Annotated in this window: 18 protein-coding genes and 2 tRNA genes; 17 read left to right on the top strand and 3 right to left on the bottom strand. The window is 59.2% G+C overall.

Annotation, left to right across the window (positions count from 1 at the left end; translation table 11 throughout):
• Positions 1 to 37: 37 nt before the first annotated feature.
• Positions 38 to 1,507, top strand: coding sequence for a bifunctional ADP-dependent NAD(P)H-hydrate dehydratase/NAD(P)H-hydrate epimerase (locus ASG47_RS00105; RefSeq protein ID WP_061906725.1), 1,470 nt, complete (start codon positions 38 to 40; stop codon positions 1,505 to 1,507).
• Here ASG47_RS00105 and ASG47_RS00100 read toward each other — a convergent pair.
• Positions 1,504 to 2,760, bottom strand: a complete 1,257-nt coding sequence (locus ASG47_RS00100; RefSeq protein WP_082511488.1) for a cytochrome P450 — start codon at positions 2,758 to 2,760, stop codon at positions 1,504 to 1,506. The genes ASG47_RS00105 and ASG47_RS00100 overlap by 4 nt on opposite strands.
• A 148-nt stretch (positions 2,761 to 2,908) precedes the next feature.
• Here ASG47_RS00100 and ASG47_RS00095 point away from each other — a divergent pair, with 148 nt between their 5' ends.
• From ASG47_RS00095 to ASG47_RS00075, 5 genes are all read left to right on the top strand, one after another.
• The gene (locus ASG47_RS00095; protein ID WP_061906724.1) at positions 2,909 to 3,307 is read left to right on the top strand and encodes a YciI family protein; all 399 of its coding nucleotides are present in this window, start codon (positions 2,909 to 2,911) and stop codon (positions 3,305 to 3,307) included.
• Between the two features lie 91 nt (positions 3,308 to 3,398).
• A complete protein-coding gene (locus ASG47_RS00090) occupies positions 3,399 to 3,626 on the top strand; it encodes a hypothetical protein (protein ID WP_061906723.1) in 228 nt (75 codons plus the stop codon).
• Positions 3,627 to 3,928: 302 nt separating this feature from the next.
• Positions 3,929 to 4,558, top strand: coding sequence for an ATP-dependent Clp protease proteolytic subunit (locus ASG47_RS00085; protein ID WP_061907244.1), 630 nt, complete (start codon positions 3,929 to 3,931; stop codon positions 4,556 to 4,558).
• 173 nt (positions 4,559 to 4,731) lie between these two features.
• The gene (clpX, locus tag ASG47_RS00080; protein ID WP_061906722.1) at positions 4,732 to 6,009 is read left to right on the top strand and encodes an ATP-dependent Clp protease ATP-binding subunit ClpX; all 1,278 of its coding nucleotides are present in this window, start codon (positions 4,732 to 4,734) and stop codon (positions 6,007 to 6,009) included.
• A gap of 151 nt (positions 6,010 to 6,160) precedes the next feature.
• Positions 6,161 to 7,324, top strand: coding sequence for a sensor domain-containing diguanylate cyclase (locus ASG47_RS00075; RefSeq protein WP_162243197.1), 1,164 nt, complete (start codon positions 6,161 to 6,163; stop codon positions 7,322 to 7,324).
• Between the two features lie 2 nt (positions 7,325 to 7,326).
• Here ASG47_RS00075 and rocF read toward each other — a convergent pair whose 3' ends face one another.
• Positions 7,327 to 8,295 carry an arginase gene (rocF, locus tag ASG47_RS00070; RefSeq protein WP_061906720.1) on the bottom strand — a complete coding sequence of 323 codons (969 nt, stop codon included), beginning with the start codon at positions 8,293 to 8,295 and terminating at the stop codon, positions 7,327 to 7,329.
• A gap of 316 nt (positions 8,296 to 8,611) precedes the next feature.
• Here rocF and lon point away from each other — a divergent pair, with 316 nt between their 5' ends.
• Positions 8,612 to 11,035 carry an endopeptidase La gene (gene lon, locus ASG47_RS00065; RefSeq protein ID WP_061906719.1) on the top strand — a complete coding sequence of 808 codons (2,424 nt, stop codon included), beginning with the start codon at positions 8,612 to 8,614 and terminating at the stop codon, positions 11,033 to 11,035.
• Between the two features lie 200 nt (positions 11,036 to 11,235).
• On the opposite strand, the gene ASG47_RS00060 is transcribed toward lon, so the two are convergent.
• A complete protein-coding gene (locus ASG47_RS00060; RefSeq protein WP_061906718.1) occupies positions 11,236 to 11,880 on the bottom strand; it encodes a TetR/AcrR family transcriptional regulator C-terminal domain-containing protein in 645 nt (214 codons plus the stop codon).
• An 85-nt stretch (positions 11,881 to 11,965) separates the two neighbouring features.
• On the opposite strand from ASG47_RS00060, the gene tet(30) reads away from it, so the two are divergent.
• The 10 genes from tet(30) to ASG47_RS00005 form a co-directional block, all read left to right on the top strand.
• Positions 11,966 to 13,150 (top strand): tetracycline efflux MFS transporter Tet(30), encoded by a 1,185-nt coding sequence (gene tet(30) / locus ASG47_RS00055; protein ID WP_082461265.1) that lies wholly within the window; start codon positions 11,966 to 11,968, stop codon positions 13,148 to 13,150.
• A gap of 143 nt (positions 13,151 to 13,293) precedes the next feature.
• Complete coding sequence (gene tet / locus ASG47_RS00050; protein ID WP_061907242.1) at positions 13,294 to 14,493, top strand: Tet(A)/Tet(B)/Tet(C) family tetracycline efflux MFS transporter; 1,200 nt, start codon at positions 13,294 to 13,296, stop codon at positions 14,491 to 14,493.
• Positions 14,494 to 14,681: 188 nt separating this feature from the next.
• On the top strand, positions 14,682 to 14,954 hold the full coding sequence (locus ASG47_RS00045) for an HU family DNA-binding protein (RefSeq protein ID WP_035079006.1): 273 nt from the start codon (positions 14,682 to 14,684) through the stop codon (positions 14,952 to 14,954).
• 126 nt (positions 14,955 to 15,080) lie between these two features.
• A tRNA-Val gene (locus ASG47_RS00040) sits at positions 15,081 to 15,156 on the top strand.
• A gap of 71 nt (positions 15,157 to 15,227) precedes the next feature.
• Positions 15,228 to 15,737 (top strand): hypothetical protein, encoded by a 510-nt coding sequence (locus tag ASG47_RS00035; protein ID WP_061906717.1) that lies wholly within the window; start codon positions 15,228 to 15,230, stop codon positions 15,735 to 15,737.
• 285 nt (positions 15,738 to 16,022) lie between these two features.
• Positions 16,023 to 16,099 (top strand) — tRNA-Asp (locus tag ASG47_RS00030).
• Positions 16,100 to 16,269: 170 nt separating this feature from the next.
• Complete coding sequence (gene msrA, locus ASG47_RS00025) at positions 16,270 to 17,001, top strand: peptide-methionine (S)-S-oxide reductase MsrA (protein ID WP_061906716.1); 732 nt, start codon at positions 16,270 to 16,272, stop codon at positions 16,999 to 17,001.
• A gap of 219 nt (positions 17,002 to 17,220) precedes the next feature.
• On the top strand, positions 17,221 to 17,760 hold the full coding sequence (locus tag ASG47_RS00020) for an outer membrane protein (RefSeq protein WP_162236111.1): 540 nt from the start codon (positions 17,221 to 17,223) through the stop codon (positions 17,758 to 17,760).
• Positions 17,761 to 19,111: 1,351 nt separating this feature from the next.
• Positions 19,112 to 19,282 (top strand): hypothetical protein, encoded by a 171-nt coding sequence (locus ASG47_RS20495; protein ID WP_156463932.1) that lies wholly within the window; start codon positions 19,112 to 19,114, stop codon positions 19,280 to 19,282.
• Positions 19,248 to 19,506 (top strand): outer membrane protein (locus ASG47_RS00005; RefSeq protein ID WP_156463931.1); only part of this gene is annotated, 259 nt, incomplete at its 3' end. The genes ASG47_RS20495 and ASG47_RS00005, both read left to right, overlap by 35 nt.

Genomic DNA, 19,506 nt, shown 5'->3' with positions numbered 1-19,506 from the left:
TATGAGAGTCAGACGACGTTCGTGAAGCGAGACAGCCATGCCCTATACCGATGCTCTACTGACGCCACAGGAAATGGGGCAGGCGGATCGTCTGGCGATAGAGGGTGGCGTCCGCTCCTTCCGCCTGATGGAGGCCGCCGGCAAAGCCGTCACCGAAGCCATCATAGAGCGCTATTACCAGCGCTCCGTCCTCGTCCTCTGCGGCACCGGCAATAATGGCGGCGACGGATTCATCGTCGCTCGTCTGCTGCAGCAACGTGGCTGGCCGGTGCAGGTTCGTATTCTCGGGGATCGCGACACGCTTCGCGGCGATGCCCAGGTTGCTGCCGAACAATGGACTGGTCGCATCGATCGTCCGACCGAGAAGGACATCGAAGACGCCGACCTCGTCATTGACGCAATTCTCGGTGCCGGGCTCGACCGCGATGTGGATGGCGAGATCGCCGACATAATCGCCCTCGTCAACGCATCAACGTTGCCGGTGGTCTCCATCGATGTCCCGAGTGGTATCGATGGCGCCAGTGGCGCCGTACGCGGCGTTGCCATGATCGCCGATATGACGGTCACTTTCTTCCGCCTCAAGCCAGGGCACCTGTTGCTGCCCGGCCGTCAACATTGCGGCGAGGTCGTCTTGGCCGAAATCGGCATTCCCGAAAATGTTCTCGAACGCATCCTGCCGCGCGCCTGGCAGAACACGCGCAGCCTTTGGAGCCTGCCTCAAGCCATGGCTGATGGTCATAAATTCGACCGCGGCCATGTCATCGTTGTCTCTGGCAGTGAACTGGAAACCGGCGGCGCACGCTTGGCGGCCTATGGGGCTTTCCGGGTCGGCGCAGGCCTTGTGTCTATCACAGGCGCAACCGATGCGTTACGCGTCCATGCTGCCCACATGACGGCCGTCATGCTCAAGCCCGCGAGCAATGCAGCGGAACTCTCCAAACTTCTCGAGGACAAGCGCATGAATGCCGTCGTCCTCGGCCCAGCCGCTGGCATAGGCGCCGAAACCCGCGACAAGACACTCTCGGTGCTAAACTCCGGCGCCAGCCTTGTCCTCGACGCCGACGGAATCAGCAGCTTTGCGAGCGAAAGCGAAACCCTCTTTTCCGCCATCAAGGCCAATCCGGCTCGCGCCGTCGTTCTCACCCCGCATGAGGGTGAATTTCAGCGTCTCTTCGGCAATGTACCGGGCGGCAAGCTCGAACGCGCCCGCGCTGCTGCGCTGCATTCGGGAGCCGTTATCCTTCTCAAAGGCAGCGACACCGTCATCGCTGCGCCGGATGGTCGAGCCGCCATCAATGCAAACGCGCCCACCTGGCTTGGCACGGCCGGAGCAGGGGACGTGCTCGCCGGCATTATTGGCGGCCTTATCGGTCAAGGCATGAACGGCTTTGAGGCCGCCTGTGCCGGTGCTTGGCTTCACGCCGAAGCCGCCAATCGTTTCGGCGGCCCCGGCATGATGAGCGAAGATCTCCCGCTCCTGCTGCCTGGAATACTGGCGACGCTTTAGTCCCAGCGCACCATCAGCCTTTCGAGCCCGTGGAAATGGTAGACGTCGGCGTAGCGCGGCGTTTCCGCCAGCCGCAGCTTTGGCAGCCGCTCGAACAGCACTGACATCGCCTCCTGAAGCTCAATCCGCGCAAGCGGCGCACCGATGCAGAAGTGGATACCCGCGCTAAAGCTGACATTGGCGCCATCGGTCCGGAACGGATCGAACCGGTCGGCATTGGCGAAGCGCGAGGGATCGCGATTAGCCGCGGCGAGCATCAGCCCGATCACGTCACCTTTGCGTAACGGGATGCCCTCCACTTCGGTGTCCATCAAGGCGTAACGGGTAAAGAGATGCAGCGGGGCGTCGAACCGCAGGCACTCTTCCACAGTCGCCTCGGTCTGCTCGGGCGTCGCGAACAGCGTCTTGGGATCCAGCCCGCTTTCAAGGATGGACTTGACGCCATTTCCTGTCGTGTGCACCGTGGCCTCATGCCCGGCATTGAGCAGCAGGATCGCGGTGGACATCACCTCCTCATCACTCAACCGCTCGCCGCCCTGTTCGGCAGTCAGCATATGGGTAAGTAGGTCCTCGCGCGGAGTTTTGCGCCGTTCGCCAATGATCTCGCGCAGATAGGCCATGAAATCTGCCGACGCCTGATTGGCATCGAGCTCGGTCTCATGGGTCACGCCGAACATATACATGGTCACCATGCGGTTGGACCAATTGAGCAATTGCGGCGCCGATTCAGCCGGTAGCCCGATCATTTCCGCAATGATGATCGCGGGCAGGGGCGCGGCAAATGCCTTGATCAGGTCAACGCTCTCTTCGCCTTCGAACCCATCGATGATCTCGTTTGCCAATTGACGAATGCGCGGCCGCAACTGCTCGACCTGCCGCGAAACGAAGGCCCTGTTGACCAATGTCCGCAACCGCGTATGGGCCGGTGGCTCAAGGTTCAGTAGCGAGAATTTTTCGGTGAGATCAAAATCCGCCACGTGCGGCTTTGGCTGCGGCAGCCCGATTTCCTCGCGCGTGGCCACATGCAGAATCTCGCGCCCAAATCGTTTGTCGCGCAGCAGCGCTGACACCGATTTGAACCCACCAAAACACCAATGCCCATATTCGTCCCAGAAGAATGCCGGGTTCGTCGCATGCCGCTCAGCATAGAAGGCATAGGGGTTCTGAAAAAACGCGGGATCGCGCGGTGCGGCGCTGGCGCTGAGGCCGGCCGGGATGTCGGTGATGGGTTTGACTTGGATAATGGCAGCCATGGTCGTCCGGGAAGCTTGTTCGCCTCCACATTAGGCCCGGTCACGCCCCATGCAATTTATTTGTCCGTCTTCGCAAAAAAAGCGGCACAAATAGTCGGACACCGGTTGAGCCGCTCGTCCTCTGGCTGTCCAACCAAGGAGACCAGCCATGAAATTCCTTTGCCTTTTCAATTTTGCGCCAAATGCCTTCGACGGCGTAACGCCCGAGGAGATGCGCCGCCTCGATGATGCGACCATCGAACACGACCACAAGCTGCGCAGGAGTGGCCACCTTCTGCTCGCGTCCCCGCTCGAAGATGTCGCGGCCGAGCGCGTTATCGATCGCCGCCGCCATCTCAAGGTCGCGCAGACCGACGGACCCTTCGCCGAGGCCAAGGAAGTCATCGGCGGCGTGGTGTTGATCGAGGCGACTGACGTGGACGAAGCGCTCGCGCTCTTTGCCGACGACCCAATCGCCGCCTACTGCCGCATTCAGATCAGGCCGCTCAAAGAAGACCACCGCCACAGCGAAACCGGCGAATCGCGACCCGAATTTCGCGGGCCATAAAATCTCTGCCGACCAAATCATGCCGAAAAGGCTTGGCAAGACGGCACCAATCATGTCTTGAGAACGCCAAAAGCGACGAAGGATTTACCCCGTGAGCGACATCACCGTTTCCGAGGCGACCGATGCGGTTTACGCCTCGATCAAGAACAACAACGAAGACCTCGACCTGCACATTGCCGCATTGAAGGCGGCACTGGCGCGCGAGGGCGCCAAGGAAGCCGTTTTCGAAACGGCAAAGCTTGCCCAGGGCAATCGCCAGGGTCGCAAGCTCATGCAGGCCTATTTCAAGAAAAAAGGCGTTGCCGTCTCGTTCGCTTGATCTTGGCAAGAGTGGCGCGGAAACGGGCAGGGGACAAAGCCTTGCATCTCGCAACGTCCCAAACGCGGCATTCACCTTAGTGTCATTGTGTGGGGCTGGGTCTATTGAAGCCAGCCCCATTGCCGCCTATTTCTCCTTTTACCGCCCGTTAAGGCGGCATCGTCTGCAATCGGCCAGTCGCGCCGATTCGATTTTCATCCCAGAAACTGCCTTGCCTTGTGCGCGTTCGGGGCAGCATCTCGGGACAAACCAACCAAGCCTGCCATTCGCTTGCGACGCTAATGGGGGCCAAGGGGCACAATATGCGGGATCCGCACGATCTTTACATGAACACGCTCGTACCCATGGTGGTCGAGCAGTCGAACCGTGGCGAACGCGCCTTCGACATTTACTCGCGCCTTCTGCGCGAACGTATCATTTTCGTGACCGGTGTGGTCGAGGACAATATGGCCTCGCTCATCGTCGCCCAGCTTCTGTTTCTCGAATCAGAGAACCCGAAGAAGGAAATCGCCATGTACATCAACTCGCCAGGCGGCGTGGTGACGGCAGGCCTTTCCATTTACGACACCATGCAGTTCATTCGTCCGGCCGTTGCCACCATGGTCATGGGCCAGGCTGCATCCATGGGTTCGTTGCTGCTCGCGGCAGGCGAAGCCGGCATGCGCACCTCGCTGCCGAACTCGCGCATCATGGTCCACCAGCCTTCCGGCGGCTTCCAGGGTCAGGTCACCGATATCCTGATTCATGCCAAGGAAGTCGAGGGCTTGAAGCGCCGTCTTAATCAGATTTATGAGAAGCACACGGGCCGTACCTACGAAGAAATCGAGAACGCTCTCGAGCGCGATCGCTTCCTATCGCCGGAAGAAGCCAAGACCTTCGGTCTGATTGATTCCATCCACGAAAAGCGCGCTGTTCCGGAGGCCTCTGCCTGATTTGGGGCGCGTTAATCACAATGCCGATGCGCTCTGGACTGTGATCCCGACGCAATTGCACGCAGCCGGAACGGCCTTTAAGGTCGTTTCGGCTTAGACTTTGTTTATGTCTTGCGCGTTACGGTTTCCGATAACGCTGATTTTGGGGGCCTCAAGCTCCCGGGAGTGACTAGATGTCCAAAGAGACAACGAACGGCGAAACCTCCAAGAACACGCTGTACTGCTCGTTCTGCGGTAAGTCGCAGCATGAGGTTCGCAAGCTGATCGCCGGGCCGACCGTATTCATCTGCGATGAATGCGTTGAGCTCTGCATGGACATCATCCGCGAAGAGAACAAGACCTCCATGGTCAAGTCCTCCGATGGCGTTCCAACCCCTGCAGAGATCTGCAAGGTGCTGGACGACTACGTCATCGGCCAGTTCCGCGCCAAGCGCGTGCTCTCCGTGGCTGTCCACAACCACTACAAGCGCCTTCACCACGCGACCAAGAATCAGGACGTTGAGCTTTCCAAGTCCAACATTCTGCTGATCGGTCCGACGGGTTCGGGTAAGACCCTGCTCGCCCAGACCCTGGCGCGCATTCTCGATGTGCCCTTCACCATGGCTGACGCCACGACCCTGACCGAAGCCGGTTATGTCGGTGAGGACGTCGAAAACATCATTCTCAAGCTGCTTCAGGCTGCCGACTACAATGTCGAAAAGGCCCAGCGCGGCATCGTCTATATCGACGAAGTCGACAAGATTTCCCGCAAGTCGGACAATCCGTCGATAACCCGCGACGTGTCGGGCGAAGGTGTGCAGCAGGCTCTCCTCAAGATCATGGAAGGCACCGTTGCCTCCGTGCCTCCGCAGGGCGGCCGCAAGCATCCGCAGCAGGAATTCCTGCAGGTCGACACGACGAATATTCTTTTCATCTGCGGTGGCGCTTTCGCCGGCCTCGAGAAGATCATTTCGGCGCGTGGCGAAGGCTCGGGCATCGGCTTTGCGGCCACCGTCAAGGATCCGCAGGACCGTCGCGTCGGCGATCTCCTCAAGGACGTTGCGCCCGAAGATCTCGTCCGTTTCGGCCTGATCCCGGAATTCATCGGTCGTCTCCCGGTCCTCGCGACCCTCGAAGACCTCGATATTCCGGCCCTGATCGAAATCCTGACCGCGCCAAAGAACGCCCTCGTGCGTCAGTACCAGCGCCTCTTCCAGATGGAAGAAGTCGAACTGACCTTCCACGAAGACGCTCTCAAGGCGATCGCCGAGAAGGCCATCGAGCGCAAGACTGGTGCCCGCGGCCTCCGCTCGATCATGGAAGCTATCCTCCTCGACACCATGTACGACCTTCCCTCGCTCGAAGGCGTCGAGGAAGTCGTCATCTCGGAAGAAGTTGTGAAGGGCAAGGACGTCCGTCCGCTTTACATCTATTCCGAACGCCAGAAGGACGAAGAGCCCGCATCGGCCTAACCGCCTGTCACGGGTTACCTTTGGTTTACGGCCTTCAGCTTAAGTGCTGGAGGCCGTTTCGCTTTTTGCCTAAGAGACAGTCGGCCAGAACGTATGCTTCGTTAGTTTTCTGCCATCTTGGCAGTGCGTAGTCCGTGGCATGGAGTTGTTGATGGGCGAAACTTTCGTTCTCGATATGGGAACGCTCATCATTGCGCGGATCATCACCTTTGTGATGTTTGCTGCCGGCATCACCATCATGACGCTGCGCCGCAGCCGCCCCGAAACGGTCCTCTTTTGCTGGGGTCTTCTCTGCGGCATCTGCGCTTGGGTCACCGCGATGTTCTCGCGTGCGACGGGCAATGATTGGGTGATCATCGCTTATGCCGGTTTTGTCAGCGCCAATGTCTCGTTCCAGTGGGCAGCCCTCTCGACGTTGACCGAGCGCCGGGTAAAGCGCGTCTGGTTTTTCATACCGCCCGCCGTATCGATGGTCCTTGTCGCCATCATCGGTCGCGATATCAGCACCGCCGCTTTCGTGACGTCCGCTGTCCTCTGCGTCCAATATGCGGTGCTTGCCTGGTTCATCGTCACGCTCGGACCGACCGCGGTACAAACGCGCACATCGATCCTCATGGCACTGGCTTATGCCGTGGCCTTTGTCGCCGCAGCCGGGCGCTTCGCCGGTGAGTTCCTCTGGCCCGACCTGATCGCCAATCCGATGGCGCCGGTGCCCGCTGTCACCCTGCCATTCCTCGGCGCCTACATCGGCACCATTCTGATCACGCTTTCCTGGGTTGCGGCGCTCAAGGACCGTGCCGAAGATGCGTTGGCCAATCTCGCCTTCCGGGACGAGCTGACTGGTCTCGCCAATCGCCGCCGCTTCTACGCCATGGGCGAAAGACTATTCGCCTCGGCCCAGCGCGATGGTCGAAATTTCTCGCTGATCTTGCTCGATATCGACCACTTTAAATCGGTCAATGATCGGTTTGGCCACGAAGAAGGCGACCGCGTTCTCGCGGCCGTAGCGCGCAATGTCCAAAAGCTCGCTCCCGAAGCCGAACTGTCGGCCCGTGTTGGTGGCGAAGAGTTCTGCTTGGTCTTCCCCGGTACGGATGCCGTCGACGCTCAGCGCCACGGTGAGCGCCTGCGCGATCTCGTGGCTTCGAGCGTAACCTTGCCCAACGGTGAGGCCGTCCGCTTTAGCGCCGGCATCGCCCAGGCATCGGATGAGGATGCTGTCCTCGCAGACGTCTATCGCCGCGCCGATAAGGCGCTCTATGCAGCCAAAGCAGGTGGCCGCGACCGTGCCGTCATCAGTCGGGTCGCCGCCTGATCTCAGGCATCGGTGACGAATTCCACCGGTCCCGGCTCTTCGCCCATGATCGAGCGGCCGAAGAGGCTCGCGACCAGATCGACCAGCAGCGTCGCGCTCTTGCCGCCGTGATCCAAAAACGGGTTGAGCTCGACTACATCGAGCGAACCCACAACACCGCTATCGTGCAGCATCTCCATGATCAGGTGCGCCTCACGATAAGTGAGGCCACCCGGCACCAGCGTTCCACCGCCCGGCGCGATAGCTGGATCGATCGCATCGACATCGAGGCTCACATGCAAATGCCCGCCCTCCGCCGCCACGCGCTTGAGGATCGGCTGCATCAGCGCCACAACGCCGGACTGATCGATCTTGCGCATATCAACGACCTCGACCCCGCGCGCCTGGAGCAAGCGCCGTTCCTCCCGGTCGATCGACCGCGCACCGAAGATCGTCACATTGCGCGGATCGATCCGCCCGAGCCAATCGCCCTTGAAGCTGTCGTCAAAACCGGGCTCACCGCAGAGCAGCGCCAGCGGCATGCCGTGCAGATTTCCAGAAGGGGAGGTGTCTGGCGTATTGTAGTCAGCATGTGCATCTATCCAGATCACATGCACCGGCTTGCTCTTCTCAGCGCAATGCCGCGACACCGCTGAAAGCGTGCCCATGGCGATCGAGTGGTCACCACCGATAAACAGCGGAAAACCGCCTTCAGCCAGAATGTCGTAGCCGGCGTCGCTCGTCCGCGCGGCGAGATCTAGCACGTCGGCCTTTCGTTCATCTGGTAGCCGCCAGCTCGATGGATTGGTCGTCACCGCGGCCACCGGACGCCGCAGATCGCCATGGTCGGCGATCTCATGCTCCAGCTCGACCAGTGCCTCCAAGAGACCTGCCACCCGCAGCGCTTCCGGCCCCATGCCGCAGCCCCGCACCGAGGCTCCAGCCGCCGTCGCGATACCGAGAATATCGATGCGTTTGGTCTTGCTGGCCATGCGAGTGCTCCGGTCGGGTCAAATCAGGGTCATCAATGGCCCCCACCATTGCATGGCTCCACCCCCGACCCAATCTCTGGACTGCACCAAAATCCAGATTCTCCTTTGCAGCCAAGGCACATGGCTGTTCCTGTCCTATCGCGCATGTCTCCTGTGCAGAGACCATCGCAAGGTCACAAAACCGCAATGATTGACTTGCGGGGAGCCCACTCCACCCTATTTATTAACCTGAATCGCCCAGCCTTAACGGATTGGGCAGTCGCAATACGGGCGCGCTACCCCAATTCCTCCCGGCGCGCCCCGGAAAGGAAATGTGATGTCGGACGTCAATCCCACCGGCGAAACGAGCCGGGACCGGGTTTACCCGGTTCTCCCCCTGCGCGACATCGTTGTCTTCCCTGGTATGATCGTGCCGCTTTTTGTCGGCCGCGAAAAATCCGTCAAGGCACTTGAAGAGGTCATGCGCGACGACAAGCATATTCTTGTCGTGACCCAGAAGAATGCGCAGGACGATGATCCAGCCCCGGACCAGATATATGGCACCGGCACGATCGCGACTGTGCTCCAGCTTCTGAAACTCCCCGACGGCACCGTAAAGGTCCTCGTGGAAGGCCTCAGCCGCGCGACCATCGATCAGTACCTTCAGACCGAAGAATATTTCGAAGCCGAAGCCAGCCCGCTTCCTGAGCCCGAGGAAGACGCGACTGAACTCGAAGCTTTGGCGCGCTCGGCCCAGAGCGAGTTTGAAAACTACGTCAAGCTGAACAAGAAGATCTCGGCAGAGGTCGTGGCTGCGGTCGGTCAGATCGAAAGCCCGAGTAAGCTCGCCGATACCATTGCCAGCCACCTCGTCATCAAGATCCCGGAAAAGGAAGACTTGCTGTCGACCGTTTCCGTCATCGAACGCTTCCAGAAGGTCATTGGCCTCATGGAAGGCGAGATCGGCGTCTTGCAGGTCGAAAAGCGCATCCGCTCGCGCGTCAAGCGCCAGATGGAGAAGACGCAGCGCGAGTACTATCTCAACGAGCAGATGAAGGCGATCCAGAAGGAACTCGGCGACGGCGAAGACGGCGCCAACGAGATCACCGAACTGGAAGACCGCATCGCCAAGACCAAGCTGTCCAAGGAAGCGCGGGCCAAGGCTGATGGCGAAGTCAAAAAGCTCAAGGCCATGAGCCCGATGTCGGCTGAAGCCACCGTCGTGCGTAACTATCTTGATACGCTTCTCGGCCTCCCATGGGGCAAGAAGTCCAAGGTCAAGCGCGACCTGAACCTTGCCGAAAAGGTGCTCGACGAAGACCACTACGGTCTCGAGAAGGTCAAGGAACGTATCCTTGAATACCTAGCCGTGCAGGCTCGCACCGGTACGCTCAAGGGCCCGATCCTCTGCCTCGTTGGCCCTCCGGGTGTCGGCAAGACCTCGCTCGGCAAGTCGATCGCCAAGGCGACCGGCCGCGAATTCGTGCGCATGGCGCTCGGTGGCGTTCGTGACGAAGCCGAAATCCGCGGTCACCGCCGCACCTATATCGGCTCTATGCCCGGCAAGATCATCCAGTCGCTCAAGAAGGTCGGAAAATCCAACCCGCTCTTCCTGCTCGATGAGATCGACAAGATGGGCCAGGATTTCCGTGGCGATCCGTCTTCGGCTCTTCTCGAAGTGCTCGATCCCGAACAGAACAACACGTTCGCCGATCACTACCTCGAGGTCGACTATGACCTTTCGGATGTGATGTTCGTCACGACTTCGAACACGCTGAACATCCCCGGCCCGCTGATGGACCGCATGGAGATCATTCGCCTCTCGGGTTATACCGAAGAGGAGAAGCACGCGATCGCCAAGCAGCACCTGATCCCGGAAGCCGCCAAGGAAAACGGCGTCGCCCATGGCGAATTCGTGCTCAGCGACGAGATGCTGATGAAGGTCATTCGCGGCTATACCCGCGAAGCCGGCGTCCGCAATCTCAAGCGCGAAATCTCTAAGTTGATGCGTAAGGCCGTTACGGACATCGTCCGCACCAAGGTCAAGTCGATCGAGATCACCGAAGAAAAGCTCGCCGAATATCTCGGGCCGCTGATCTTCAAGCATGGTGAGATCGAAGCTGAATCCCAGGTTGGTCTCGTGACGGGCCTCGCCTGGACTTCGGTTGGCGGCGAAATCCTGACCATCGAAGGCGTGATGACGCCGGGCAAGGGCCGCATGACGGTCACCGGCAACATCAAGGAAGTGATGAAGGAATCGCTGACTGCGGCCACGGCCTATGTCCGGTCTCGCTCGATCGACTTCGGCATCAAGCCGCCGATGTTCGATACGCGCGACATCCACGTCCACCTTCCCGAAGGCGCAACACCCAAGGATGGTCCGTCCGCTGGTATCGGTCTCGCAACGGCCATCGTCTCGGTGATGACCGGCATTCCGGTCCGAAACGATGTCGCCATGACCGGCGAAATCACGCTGCGGGGCAGGGTGCTTCCCATCGGCGGTCTCAAGGAAAAGCTCCTTGCAGCCCTCCGCGGCGGCATCAAGACCGTGCTGATCCCTGAAGAAAACGTCCGCGATCTCATCGAGATTCCGGACATCGTCAAGGAAGGCATGGAGATCGTTCCGGTCTCCCGCATGGACCAGGTCATCGAACGCGCTCTGGTGCGCAAGCCGGAAGCCATCGAATGGAATTTCGAAGAGGCGCCAGCCGTAGCCAAGACCGATCCGGTCGAAGACAACGCGGCAAGCCTGACGCACTGAATTGTGCAACGAATATGAAAACGGCGGCCTCCAAGGCCGCCGTTTTTCTTTGTGCCGTCAGTGGCCCTGTTTCCAAGAGCCCTCATGGTGAGGTGCTTTGCAGAGCAAAGCCTCGAACCACGAGAGCGAGCGAGTGGAGGCTCAAGCGCCACGCCCTCGTGGTTCGAGGCTCCGCTGCGCTCCGCACCTCATCATGAGGACTACTTGGAACCCTGCGCTGCCTTACTTCCCCTCATCCCCTCAACCATATATCCCAGCCCGCGCTCAAACGCCGCCTCAGTATTGATGCTCCCCTCCTTCTCCAGCGACCGAAACGCCTCCGCCAAAATCGGAAACGGCTTCAACTCGCCATCGATATCCCCATCCTGACCCTCTTCCTCCGCCCGCCGCTCGCGCTCGCCCTGTTCTTCGAGCACATATCCGACAACGTAGCGCGCGATCGAAATTGAGATGTGTAGCGCTTCTTCCGCTGTAAATCCCGCATCGACATAGAGCTTGAGCTGCAGCTCTGCGTCCGCAAAATCCGTTGTCGAGGGCCGCGTGCCCGCTGCGATCCGCGCTCCATCCCGCACCGCCAGCAGCGTCGTGCGCATGCTCCGCGCTGTCGCATAGGTGAACTCCACCCAGTCCTCGCCGGGCGAGGGCAGGCGGTGCGTGTGATAGCGCGCCAGCATTTCGCTGTTGATGGCGTCGAGCAGCGCAGACTTGTTCCTGAAATGCCAATAGAGCGCCGGTTGCTGCACCCCCAGCCGCTCCGCCAGTTTTCGCGTCGTCAGTTTGTCGATGCCCACTTCATTCAGCAAGGCGAGCGCCTCATCGACAATACGTCCGCGATCGATAGCCATACGTAATCCTCTTGACTTATCAGCGATAAAGGAGCTTATCACCGATAAATAACTTATCGATGATAAATTACCTTTGGAGGTCCTGATGAACAAGGCCCTGATTGTCATTCTCGCGACCGTCGCCATCGATGCGATCGGCGCCGGTCTTATTTTCCCCATCCTGCCTGAACTGCTGACGCAGCTTACTCAGGGTGGCGATATTGGCTTTCTCTATGGAGCCATGCTCGCTGTCTATGCCACGATGCAATTTGTGGCGTCGCCCGTCCTTGGCGCGTTGAGCGATCGCTTTGGCCGGCGTCCGGTGCTCTTGCTTTCCTTGGCAGGCACTTTGCTCGATTATCTCGTCATGGCGCTGACGCCTCTCGGCTGGGTCTTGGTCGTCGGCCGCGCCATGGCCGGAATCACCAGCGCCAATATGGCTGTCGCCACGGCTTACATCACCGACATCACCCCGCCCGAACAACGCGCCCAACGCTTTGGTTTGGTTGGCGCGGTGATGAGTTCAGGGTTTATCATCGGCCCAGTCATCGGCGGCGTTCTCGGCGCGTGGTGGCTCCGTTCGCCCTTCCTCGCCGCAGCGCTTTTCAACGGCATCAATCTGATCGTTGCTCTCTTCGTGCTTCCCGAAAGCCGCAAGGCAACGGAGGGAAAATTCGATATCAAGCAACTTAATCCTTTGGCGCCGCTGCTCTGGCTGTGGAATTTCAAGCCGCTGCTGCCCATGGTCGTCGTCTCGGTCGTCTTCGGCCTGATAGCCGCGGTCCCCGGCACGATCTGGGTCTTCTATGGTGCGGAGCGGTTCGGTTGGGACTCGGTGCATATAGGCATGTCCCTTTCGGTCTTCGGCGTCACCGGCGCTCTGGCTCAAGCCTTCCTTGTCGGTCCGTTGACCAGGCGCTTCGGCGATTTAGGTACGCTTATGATTGGCGTCACCTTTGATACGCTGGCTTACACCTTGATGGCCTTCGCCTATCAAAGCTGGATGGGTTATGCGCTCACCCCGCTCTTCGCCCTCGGTGGCGTTGCCATGCCTGCGCTCCAGTCGTTGCTGACGAGCAAGGTCAGTGATGAGCAGCAAGGTCAGTTACAAGGCGTTCTAACCAGTCTGATGAGCCTTGCTGGTATTGTCGGCCCCGTCCTCACCACAGTGATCTTCTTTGCCACACGGGATATCTGGATCGGCACAATCTGGCTGGTCGGTGCTGCGCTTTATCTCCTGGCAACACCGCTCTTTGCGACTGTCAGATCCCCAAAGCCAGTCCCGGCATAAGAAAGGGATCGCTGCTGCCGAAGTCTGTCAGCACCATTCGTCGATACATCTAGAGCAAATGGCTTGCCTCGCGCTGTTCTCAGGCGCAGACAAGCCATCCTCATTCTGCAGCCGGCGGTTTGAACCGCGGTCTGGAGCTCTCGATGAACAAGGCGCTCGTCGTAATTCTGTCCGCCGTCATGCTCGACGCGATTGGCATCGGCCTGATCTTTCCGATTCTCCCCGCGCTCCTTCGCGATGTCGGGCACACTACCGATGTTTCGCTGCTGCTCGGCCTTATGCTGGCGCTTTACTCCGCCTGCCAGTTTCTGTTTTCGCCCATCCTCGGCGTGCTTAGTGATCGCTTCGGTCGTCGCCCGGTTCTGCTCGTTTCGCTAGCCGGCGCTGCGATCGATTATCTGATCATGGCGCTGGCGCCCCACCTCTGGATGCTGGTCATTGGCAGAGCCATTGCTGGCGTCACCAGCGCGAATATGGCCGTGGCGACCGCCTACATTACTGACATAACTCCTGAACAAGAGCGCGCCGAACGCTTCGGTCTCTTCCACGCTATGTTCGGCGTCGGCTTCATCATCGGTCCTGTCCTTGGTGGCGTTTTGGGCGATTGGTGGCTTCATGCGCCATTTCTTGCCGCTGCCGCGCTCAACGGCATCAATTTTGCCCTAGCGCTCTTCGTGCTGCCAGAATCGCGGCACGGTCAGCCCGAGGCGCAGTTCACCTGGTCGACCCTCAACCCCTTCAAGCCGCTCGCCTGGGCGTTCAACTTCAAGGCGCTGGTGCCGCTGATGGCGATTTTCCTCATCATGAACTTCGTCGGCACCGTCTATGGCACGGCCTGGGCGCAGTTCAGCGAGGATCGCTTTGCCTTCAACGGCATGATGATTGGTCTGTCCCTTGGCGCCTTCGGCGTTTTTCATGCCCTCGCGCAAGCATTCCTCACCGGTCCTGCCGTCGCGCGCCTCGGCGAACGCTGGGCCTTGATCGTCGGGATGACCTTTGAGATCGGCGCTATGCTGACGCTGGTTTTCGCAGGTCACGGTTGGGTACTCTTTGCCATGGCGCCCATCTTCGCCTTGGGCGGCATAGGCATGCCCGCATTGCAATCTCTCGCCACGCGACAGGTCGATGCGGATCGTCAGGGTCAGCTCCAGGGCGTCATGGCCAGCATCGTCAGCATCGCTTCCGTCTTTGGTCCGCTACTCTTCAGTTACATCTACGCGGGAGTGCGCCAAGATTGGCCAGGACTCATCTGGATGGTGGCTATCGTTATTTACCTTCTGGCGCTTCCGTTGATGGCTGGTATCCGAACCATGCCCGCCACAGCAGAAAAACCGGCGGAATGATGGTGAAAAGCCCGGTTTTCGGGCGAGTTCGGCCTTGTCGGGTGCAAAATTCCGCGCCATTAACATTTCCGTACCGTTCGGCCTCGCCAAAACGGCGGAAACACTTGCGTGCGAGCTAGAATCGACCAAGGGTTGCCGCCACCTAAAGCTACGCCAGCGAGGGCGGGCATTCACCGTGAGGATACGCAATGAACAAGAACGATCTGGTTGGCGTCGTTGCCGACAAGGCAACGATCACGAAGGCTCAGGCCGCTGAAGCGGTTGACGCAGTGTTCGAAGCCATCACCGCCGCCCTTAAGTCGGGTGATGAAGTTCGTCTCGTTGGCTTCGGCACCTTTGCCGTTTCCCAGCGCAAGGCCTCGACCGGCCGCAATCCTGCCACCGGCGCAGAAATTCAGATTCCGGCCTCGAACCAGGCCAAGTTCAAGCCCGGCAAGGGCCTCAAGGACGCGATCAACTAAGAGCTTTGCTTTTAGCGCATTCTGCCAGGCGGCCCCGCGGAAAACGTGGGGCCGTTTTGTTTTGCAGTTGACGGGGCAGGGCAAGCCCCCTAATCAGAGCCTCGTTCCAGACACGCTGTGTCGGACGGGCGATTAGCTCAGTTGGTAGAGCGTCTCGTTTACACCGAGAATGTCGGCGGTTCGAGTCCGTCATCGCCCACCAGTCTCCCTTGGTGAAGCTTCAAGATATCGCAGCCCGTTGCGGCGCGGTGTTCCCTGCGCAACAATGCGGCAATGTTCCTTTCCAAGTTCGTCCCAATCCTCGCTGCAATGACCTTGACGCCTGGTGCTGTCGCCAATGATAGCCGCAGCGATTGGACGGGCTACGATTGGCGTATGGTGAAACTCGCCGAATGCCAGGATCTCGGATCGAGCGCGCCATGCCATATCTTCCATGGCAAATGGGACTGGAAGCGGAATCAGTGGGTTGATCTCATCCTCGCCCATGGCAGTGGTGCGCTGCAGGTCGAAGCCATCCTCACAAATTACGATCTTAAGGACGATGACTATGTTTGCGTCGTCGTGCTTTTCCAGAATCAAGCCAAGGCCAATGTCGCAGCTATCCACTTCAACGAGCACAGCGACCACCAAACCGCTTCGACCGCGGCCAAATCTTTCCCGATAAGCGGGAGCAGGGCGCCTGATATCGCACAGATCGCCATCGGCACCAAGCAGTGCCGCGATGGCAAGGACCAGGACAAATCCACCTACGCCCAGGTCTTGCGCGCCATAACCGCAGACTGAGCCCCGCTATCTGAAATAACACTGGCTTTGTGATCCTTCTTGAGGCTAGAAGCCGACCGCGGCCCGCATCCTCTGCCGCGCCACAATCCAAAACCCGTAAATCAGGAGTATCGACCTCATCTCCCAGGTGAGCGAACCCGGCTTATCATTTGAACCTCAAGAGTTTTCCACAGGCCAATCGTGCACTGTGGAGTTTTTATGCCCGATGCCGTTTGCAGCGCTTGACTTAGGAATAGGGGCTGGGTACATCAGCGTCACGTTCAGCGGGCCACACGGTTCGCCGATGCGGGAGTAGCTCAGTTGGTTAGAGCGCCGGCCTGTCACGCCGGAGGTCGCGGGTTCGAGCCCCGTCTCTCGCGCCACCCTTTCCTTCAGTTTTGAAGATGTGGGTGGTGAAGAAACGAAGATCTTCTAAAATCCTAAACGAGCAATTTGATCACTTAGTCGTTTGCTGATCTGTCTCTCCAACTTGTGTCTACGCAAGTTGGGGCAGGGGGATTATGACTGGGACGCCTCGCAACTCAGGTGTCTTATGCAGTCCTCGTCTCCGCGCTTTCAGCTCTCGCGCCGCTCCTTGCTCGGCGGCCTCGCTGCCCTCCCGATTCTTTCCCTGCCCTTCATGTCTGGCCCATCGATGGCCCAGGAGGAGCCGGTCGAAATTCCGCCTCCGTCCAAAGACCTCAAGGAAACCGGCTCGAGCGCCAAAGCTGTGCTCGCCGGCGGCTGCTTCTGGGGTGTTCAGGGTGTCTTCCAACACGTCAAAGGCGTGACCCGGGCCGTTTCAGGCTATGCTGGCGGCAGCGCCGAGACGGCCACCTATGATCAATCCTCGCGCGGGGACACTGGTCACGCCGAAACGGTCGAAGTGACCTACGACCCCACCGTCATCAGCTTCGGCAAAATTCTCCAGATCTATTTCTCCGTCGCGCACAACCCGACTCAGCTCAATTTCCAGGGACCGGACCGCGGCACGCAATACCGCTCGACCATTTTCGCGCTCAACGCGGCACAGGCCGACACGGCCAAAGCCTACATTGCTGAGCTCGACGCCCTCAAAAAGTTCGATGGTCCGATCGTAACCACCATCGAGCAGTTCAAGGGCTTCTATCCCGCCGAGCAGTATCATCAGGATTTCCTGACGCTGAACCCGACCTGGCCCTATATCGTGCGCAACGACCTGCCCAAGATCGACGCGCTCGCTTCGCTCTTTCCGTCTGACTACCGCGCCGATCCCGTCCTCGTTGGCGAACTCGCCGCCTCCTGACACTGTGACCTCCGGGCAACGATTGGCGGGCGCCTTCTTTTAGCCCGCTCATCGTCCGCTTGAAGCCCGATTGCCCAATGAAGTTCGCCTTGGCCGCGCGAGACCTGTTGCACATGTGCATCGCTCGTGGGCCGCAAAGGACCATCAGGGAACGAGCAGTTTGATCTGCCGTTTGCAACTTACCTGATGGTCGCAATGCTAAGGAGAACCGCGATGCGCATGTCTCAGAAGATCGCCCTGGCAACGCTTGCCACCGCCCTCATGTCGGGCTCCGCTTTTGCAGCCGATCTCATCACCGTGCCCACGAGCACCCCAGCCGAACTTCCAGTTTATGAAGACGCCGGTTTTGACTGGAGCGGCTTTTACGGAGGGCTCTATGGCGGCATCCAAAATAGCGACGCCGGCGGGATGCAATATGGTCTCGGCGCCATGGCCGGCGTAAACGCCCAATTCGATTTCTATCTGCTTGGCGCTGAAGTCGCGGTGCAGGGCGTCACCGGGGGAAATCTCGACACCAGCTATGGCCAGCTCCTCGGTCGCGCCGGTCTGGTCGTTTCCGATAATGTCGTCGTCTATGCCGCCGGCGGCTACGGCATCGATCTGGGCGTGCCCGAGGAGAGTGACGTGTTGCTAGGTGGCGGCGTCGAAGTCGCGGTCACCGACAATATGTCTGTTCGCGCCCAATATTTGCACGGCTTTCCTGTCGAAGGAAACAATCCCAAGGACCAGTTCACGGTCGGCGCCGCCTTCCATTTCTGATCAGACTTGACCGAACAAACCTGATTCTTACAGAATCATGAAAAATGGCCTCGCAATCCTTGCGAGGCCATTTGCATTTCCGGCAACAATGTGGCAAGACAAGCCGTCGCTGCCTTATTTCAGAGGCTGTACGATTACGCATTTTGGCCTTGGCCTCCCGGAAATTGCGTCAATTTGTATCAAACTGAACCAAAGTAGCGACCTTATGGCAACACATGGCCGATTTTGGTCATGAAAACTTATCCTCACCGCCTAATATGTGTCGGGGCGGGGTTGCCTCTCATCACCCCTTGAGTCATTAGTCCGGCGACTACGGTTAACTCTATTGGGAGTGCAAGATATGTTTGTACGTTCTCTCTCGCTCGGCGTTGCTGCCGCTGCTCTGATGGTTGGTGGCGCTCAGGCTGCTGACCTCATCATCCCGACCACCCCGCAGCCGATCTATGAATCTGCTGGTTTCTCGTGGGATGGCCTCTATGCTGGTGTTCGCGCCGGTGGTCAGTTCGTCGGCAACACCGCTGGCCAANGTGCTCTTCCGATCTATCCCGACCACCCCGCAGCCGATCTATGAATCTGCTGGTTTCTCGTGGGATGGCCTCTATGCTGGTGTTCGCGCCGGTGGTCAGTTCGTCGGCAACACCGCTGGCCAAGAATATGCTTCCCAGGTCAACAACACCACCTACGGCGTCATCGGTGGCGTTGTCGGCGTGAACTTCCTCCCCGTCGACCCGTTCCTGCTCGGCGTTGAAGTCACCGGTGACTACCTCTGGAGCAACAACGTCACCTCTTCGGGTGAGTTCTTTGCAAACCTCCGCGCTGGCGCAGTCGTGACCGATTCGGTCCTCGTCTATGCAATCGGTGGTGTTGGCAATCGTGCAATTCATCGGCTATNCGTCTATGCAATCGGTGGTGTTGGCGTTTCGACCGCCAACAATGCGTCGACCGGCCTCTACCAGCTCGGCGGCGGCGTTGAAGTTGCTGTGACCGACGCCATCACCGTCCGCGGTGAAGTTGTTGGCCAGGGGGATTTCACCAACACCGGTGCTGCTGATCCGTTCTTCGAAACGGCCAAGGCCACCGTTGGTGTGTTCTACCACTTCTAAGAATGTCTAGTTCCTGGCGCTTGTCGCCGGGAGCTTTATTCTTGCACCCTTGCGGCGAACCGACTTCTGTCGGTTCGCCGTTTGGTTTTTTGGCATCCATTAACAGCTGCTGAACAGAAGTGTGTTGCTTTGGTTACACCTAGTGAAAAGACGCCTGCGGATGTCCGATGTGAATGCCGGTACCATTGCAGCGCATCGAGGTGTCTGCCAATTTGAGGGCATCAACGGATTCTATTTGAGGGCTCCTCATGACTCTTCGTACTCTCCTCGTTGGCGTTTCGATCGCCGCTCTCGGTTCGGTTGCCGCTCAGGCTGCTGACCTCATCATCCCGACCACCCCGCAGCCGATCTATGAATCTGCTGGTTTCTCGTGGGATGGCCTCTATGCTGGTGTTCGCGCCGCTCCTGCTCGGCGTTGAAGTCACCGGTGACTACCTCTGGAGCAACAACGTCACCTCTTCGGGTGAGTTCTTTGCAAACCTCCGCGCTGGCGCAGTCGTGACCGATTCGGTCCTCGTCTATGCAATCGGTGGTGTTGGCGTTTCGACCGCCAACAATGCGTCGACCGGCCTCTACCAGCTCGGCGGCGGCGTTGAAGTTGCTGTGACCGACGCCCTCACCCGCCGAGAGGAAGCCGAAACCG

It is taken from the genome of Devosia sp. Leaf420, assembly GCF_001425445.1.
Taxonomy (GTDB): Bacteria; Pseudomonadota; Alphaproteobacteria; order Rhizobiales; family Devosiaceae; genus Devosia.
The sequence above is the reverse complement of the archived record's forward strand: the minus strand, read 5'-3'. Positions and strand labels throughout refer to the sequence as shown.

Bases quoted from the DNA above. Each gene is read 5' to 3' on its own strand.
- ASG47_RS00100 (WP_082511488.1), bottom strand. From the start codon at position 2,760: ATGGCTGCCATTATCCAAGTCAAACCCATCACCGACATCCCGGCCGGC.
- lon (WP_061906719.1), top strand. From the start codon at position 8,612: ATGTCGGACGTCAATCCCACCGGCGAAACGAGCCGGGACCGGGTTTAC.
- ASG47_RS00085 (WP_061907244.1), top strand. From the start codon at position 3,929: ATGCGGGATCCGCACGATCTTTACATGAACACGCTCGTACCCATGGTG.
- clpX (WP_061906722.1), top strand. From the start codon at position 4,732: ATGTCCAAAGAGACAACGAACGGCGAAACCTCCAAGAACACGCTGTAC.
- msrA (WP_061906716.1), top strand. From the start codon at position 16,270: ATGCAGTCCTCGTCTCCGCGCTTTCAGCTCTCGCGCCGCTCCTTGCTC.
- rocF (WP_061906720.1), bottom strand. From the start codon at position 8,295: ATGGCCAGCAAGACCAAACGCATCGATATTCTCGGTATCGCGACGGCG.
- ASG47_RS00060 (WP_061906718.1), bottom strand. From the start codon at position 11,880: ATGGCTATCGATCGCGGACGTATTGTCGATGAGGCGCTCGCCTTGCTG.
- ASG47_RS00105 (WP_061906725.1), top strand. From the start codon at position 38: ATGCCCTATACCGATGCTCTACTGACGCCACAGGAAATGGGGCAGGCG.
- ASG47_RS00020 (WP_162236111.1), top strand. From the start codon at position 17,221: ATGTCTCAGAAGATCGCCCTGGCAACGCTTGCCACCGCCCTCATGTCG.
- tet (WP_061907242.1), top strand. From the start codon at position 13,294: ATGAACAAGGCGCTCGTCGTAATTCTGTCCGCCGTCATGCTCGACGCG.
- ASG47_RS00095 (WP_061906724.1), top strand. From the start codon at position 2,909: ATGAAATTCCTTTGCCTTTTCAATTTTGCGCCAAATGCCTTCGACGGC.
- ASG47_RS00035 (WP_061906717.1), top strand. From the start codon at position 15,228: ATGTTCCTTTCCAAGTTCGTCCCAATCCTCGCTGCAATGACCTTGACG.
- ASG47_RS20495 (WP_156463932.1), top strand. From the start codon at position 19,112: ATGACTCTTCGTACTCTCCTCGTTGGCGTTTCGATCGCCGCTCTCGGT.
- ASG47_RS00045 (WP_035079006.1), top strand. From the start codon at position 14,682: ATGAACAAGAACGATCTGGTTGGCGTCGTTGCCGACAAGGCAACGATC.
- ASG47_RS00075 (WP_162243197.1), top strand. From the start codon at position 6,161: ATGGGCGAAACTTTCGTTCTCGATATGGGAACGCTCATCATTGCGCGG.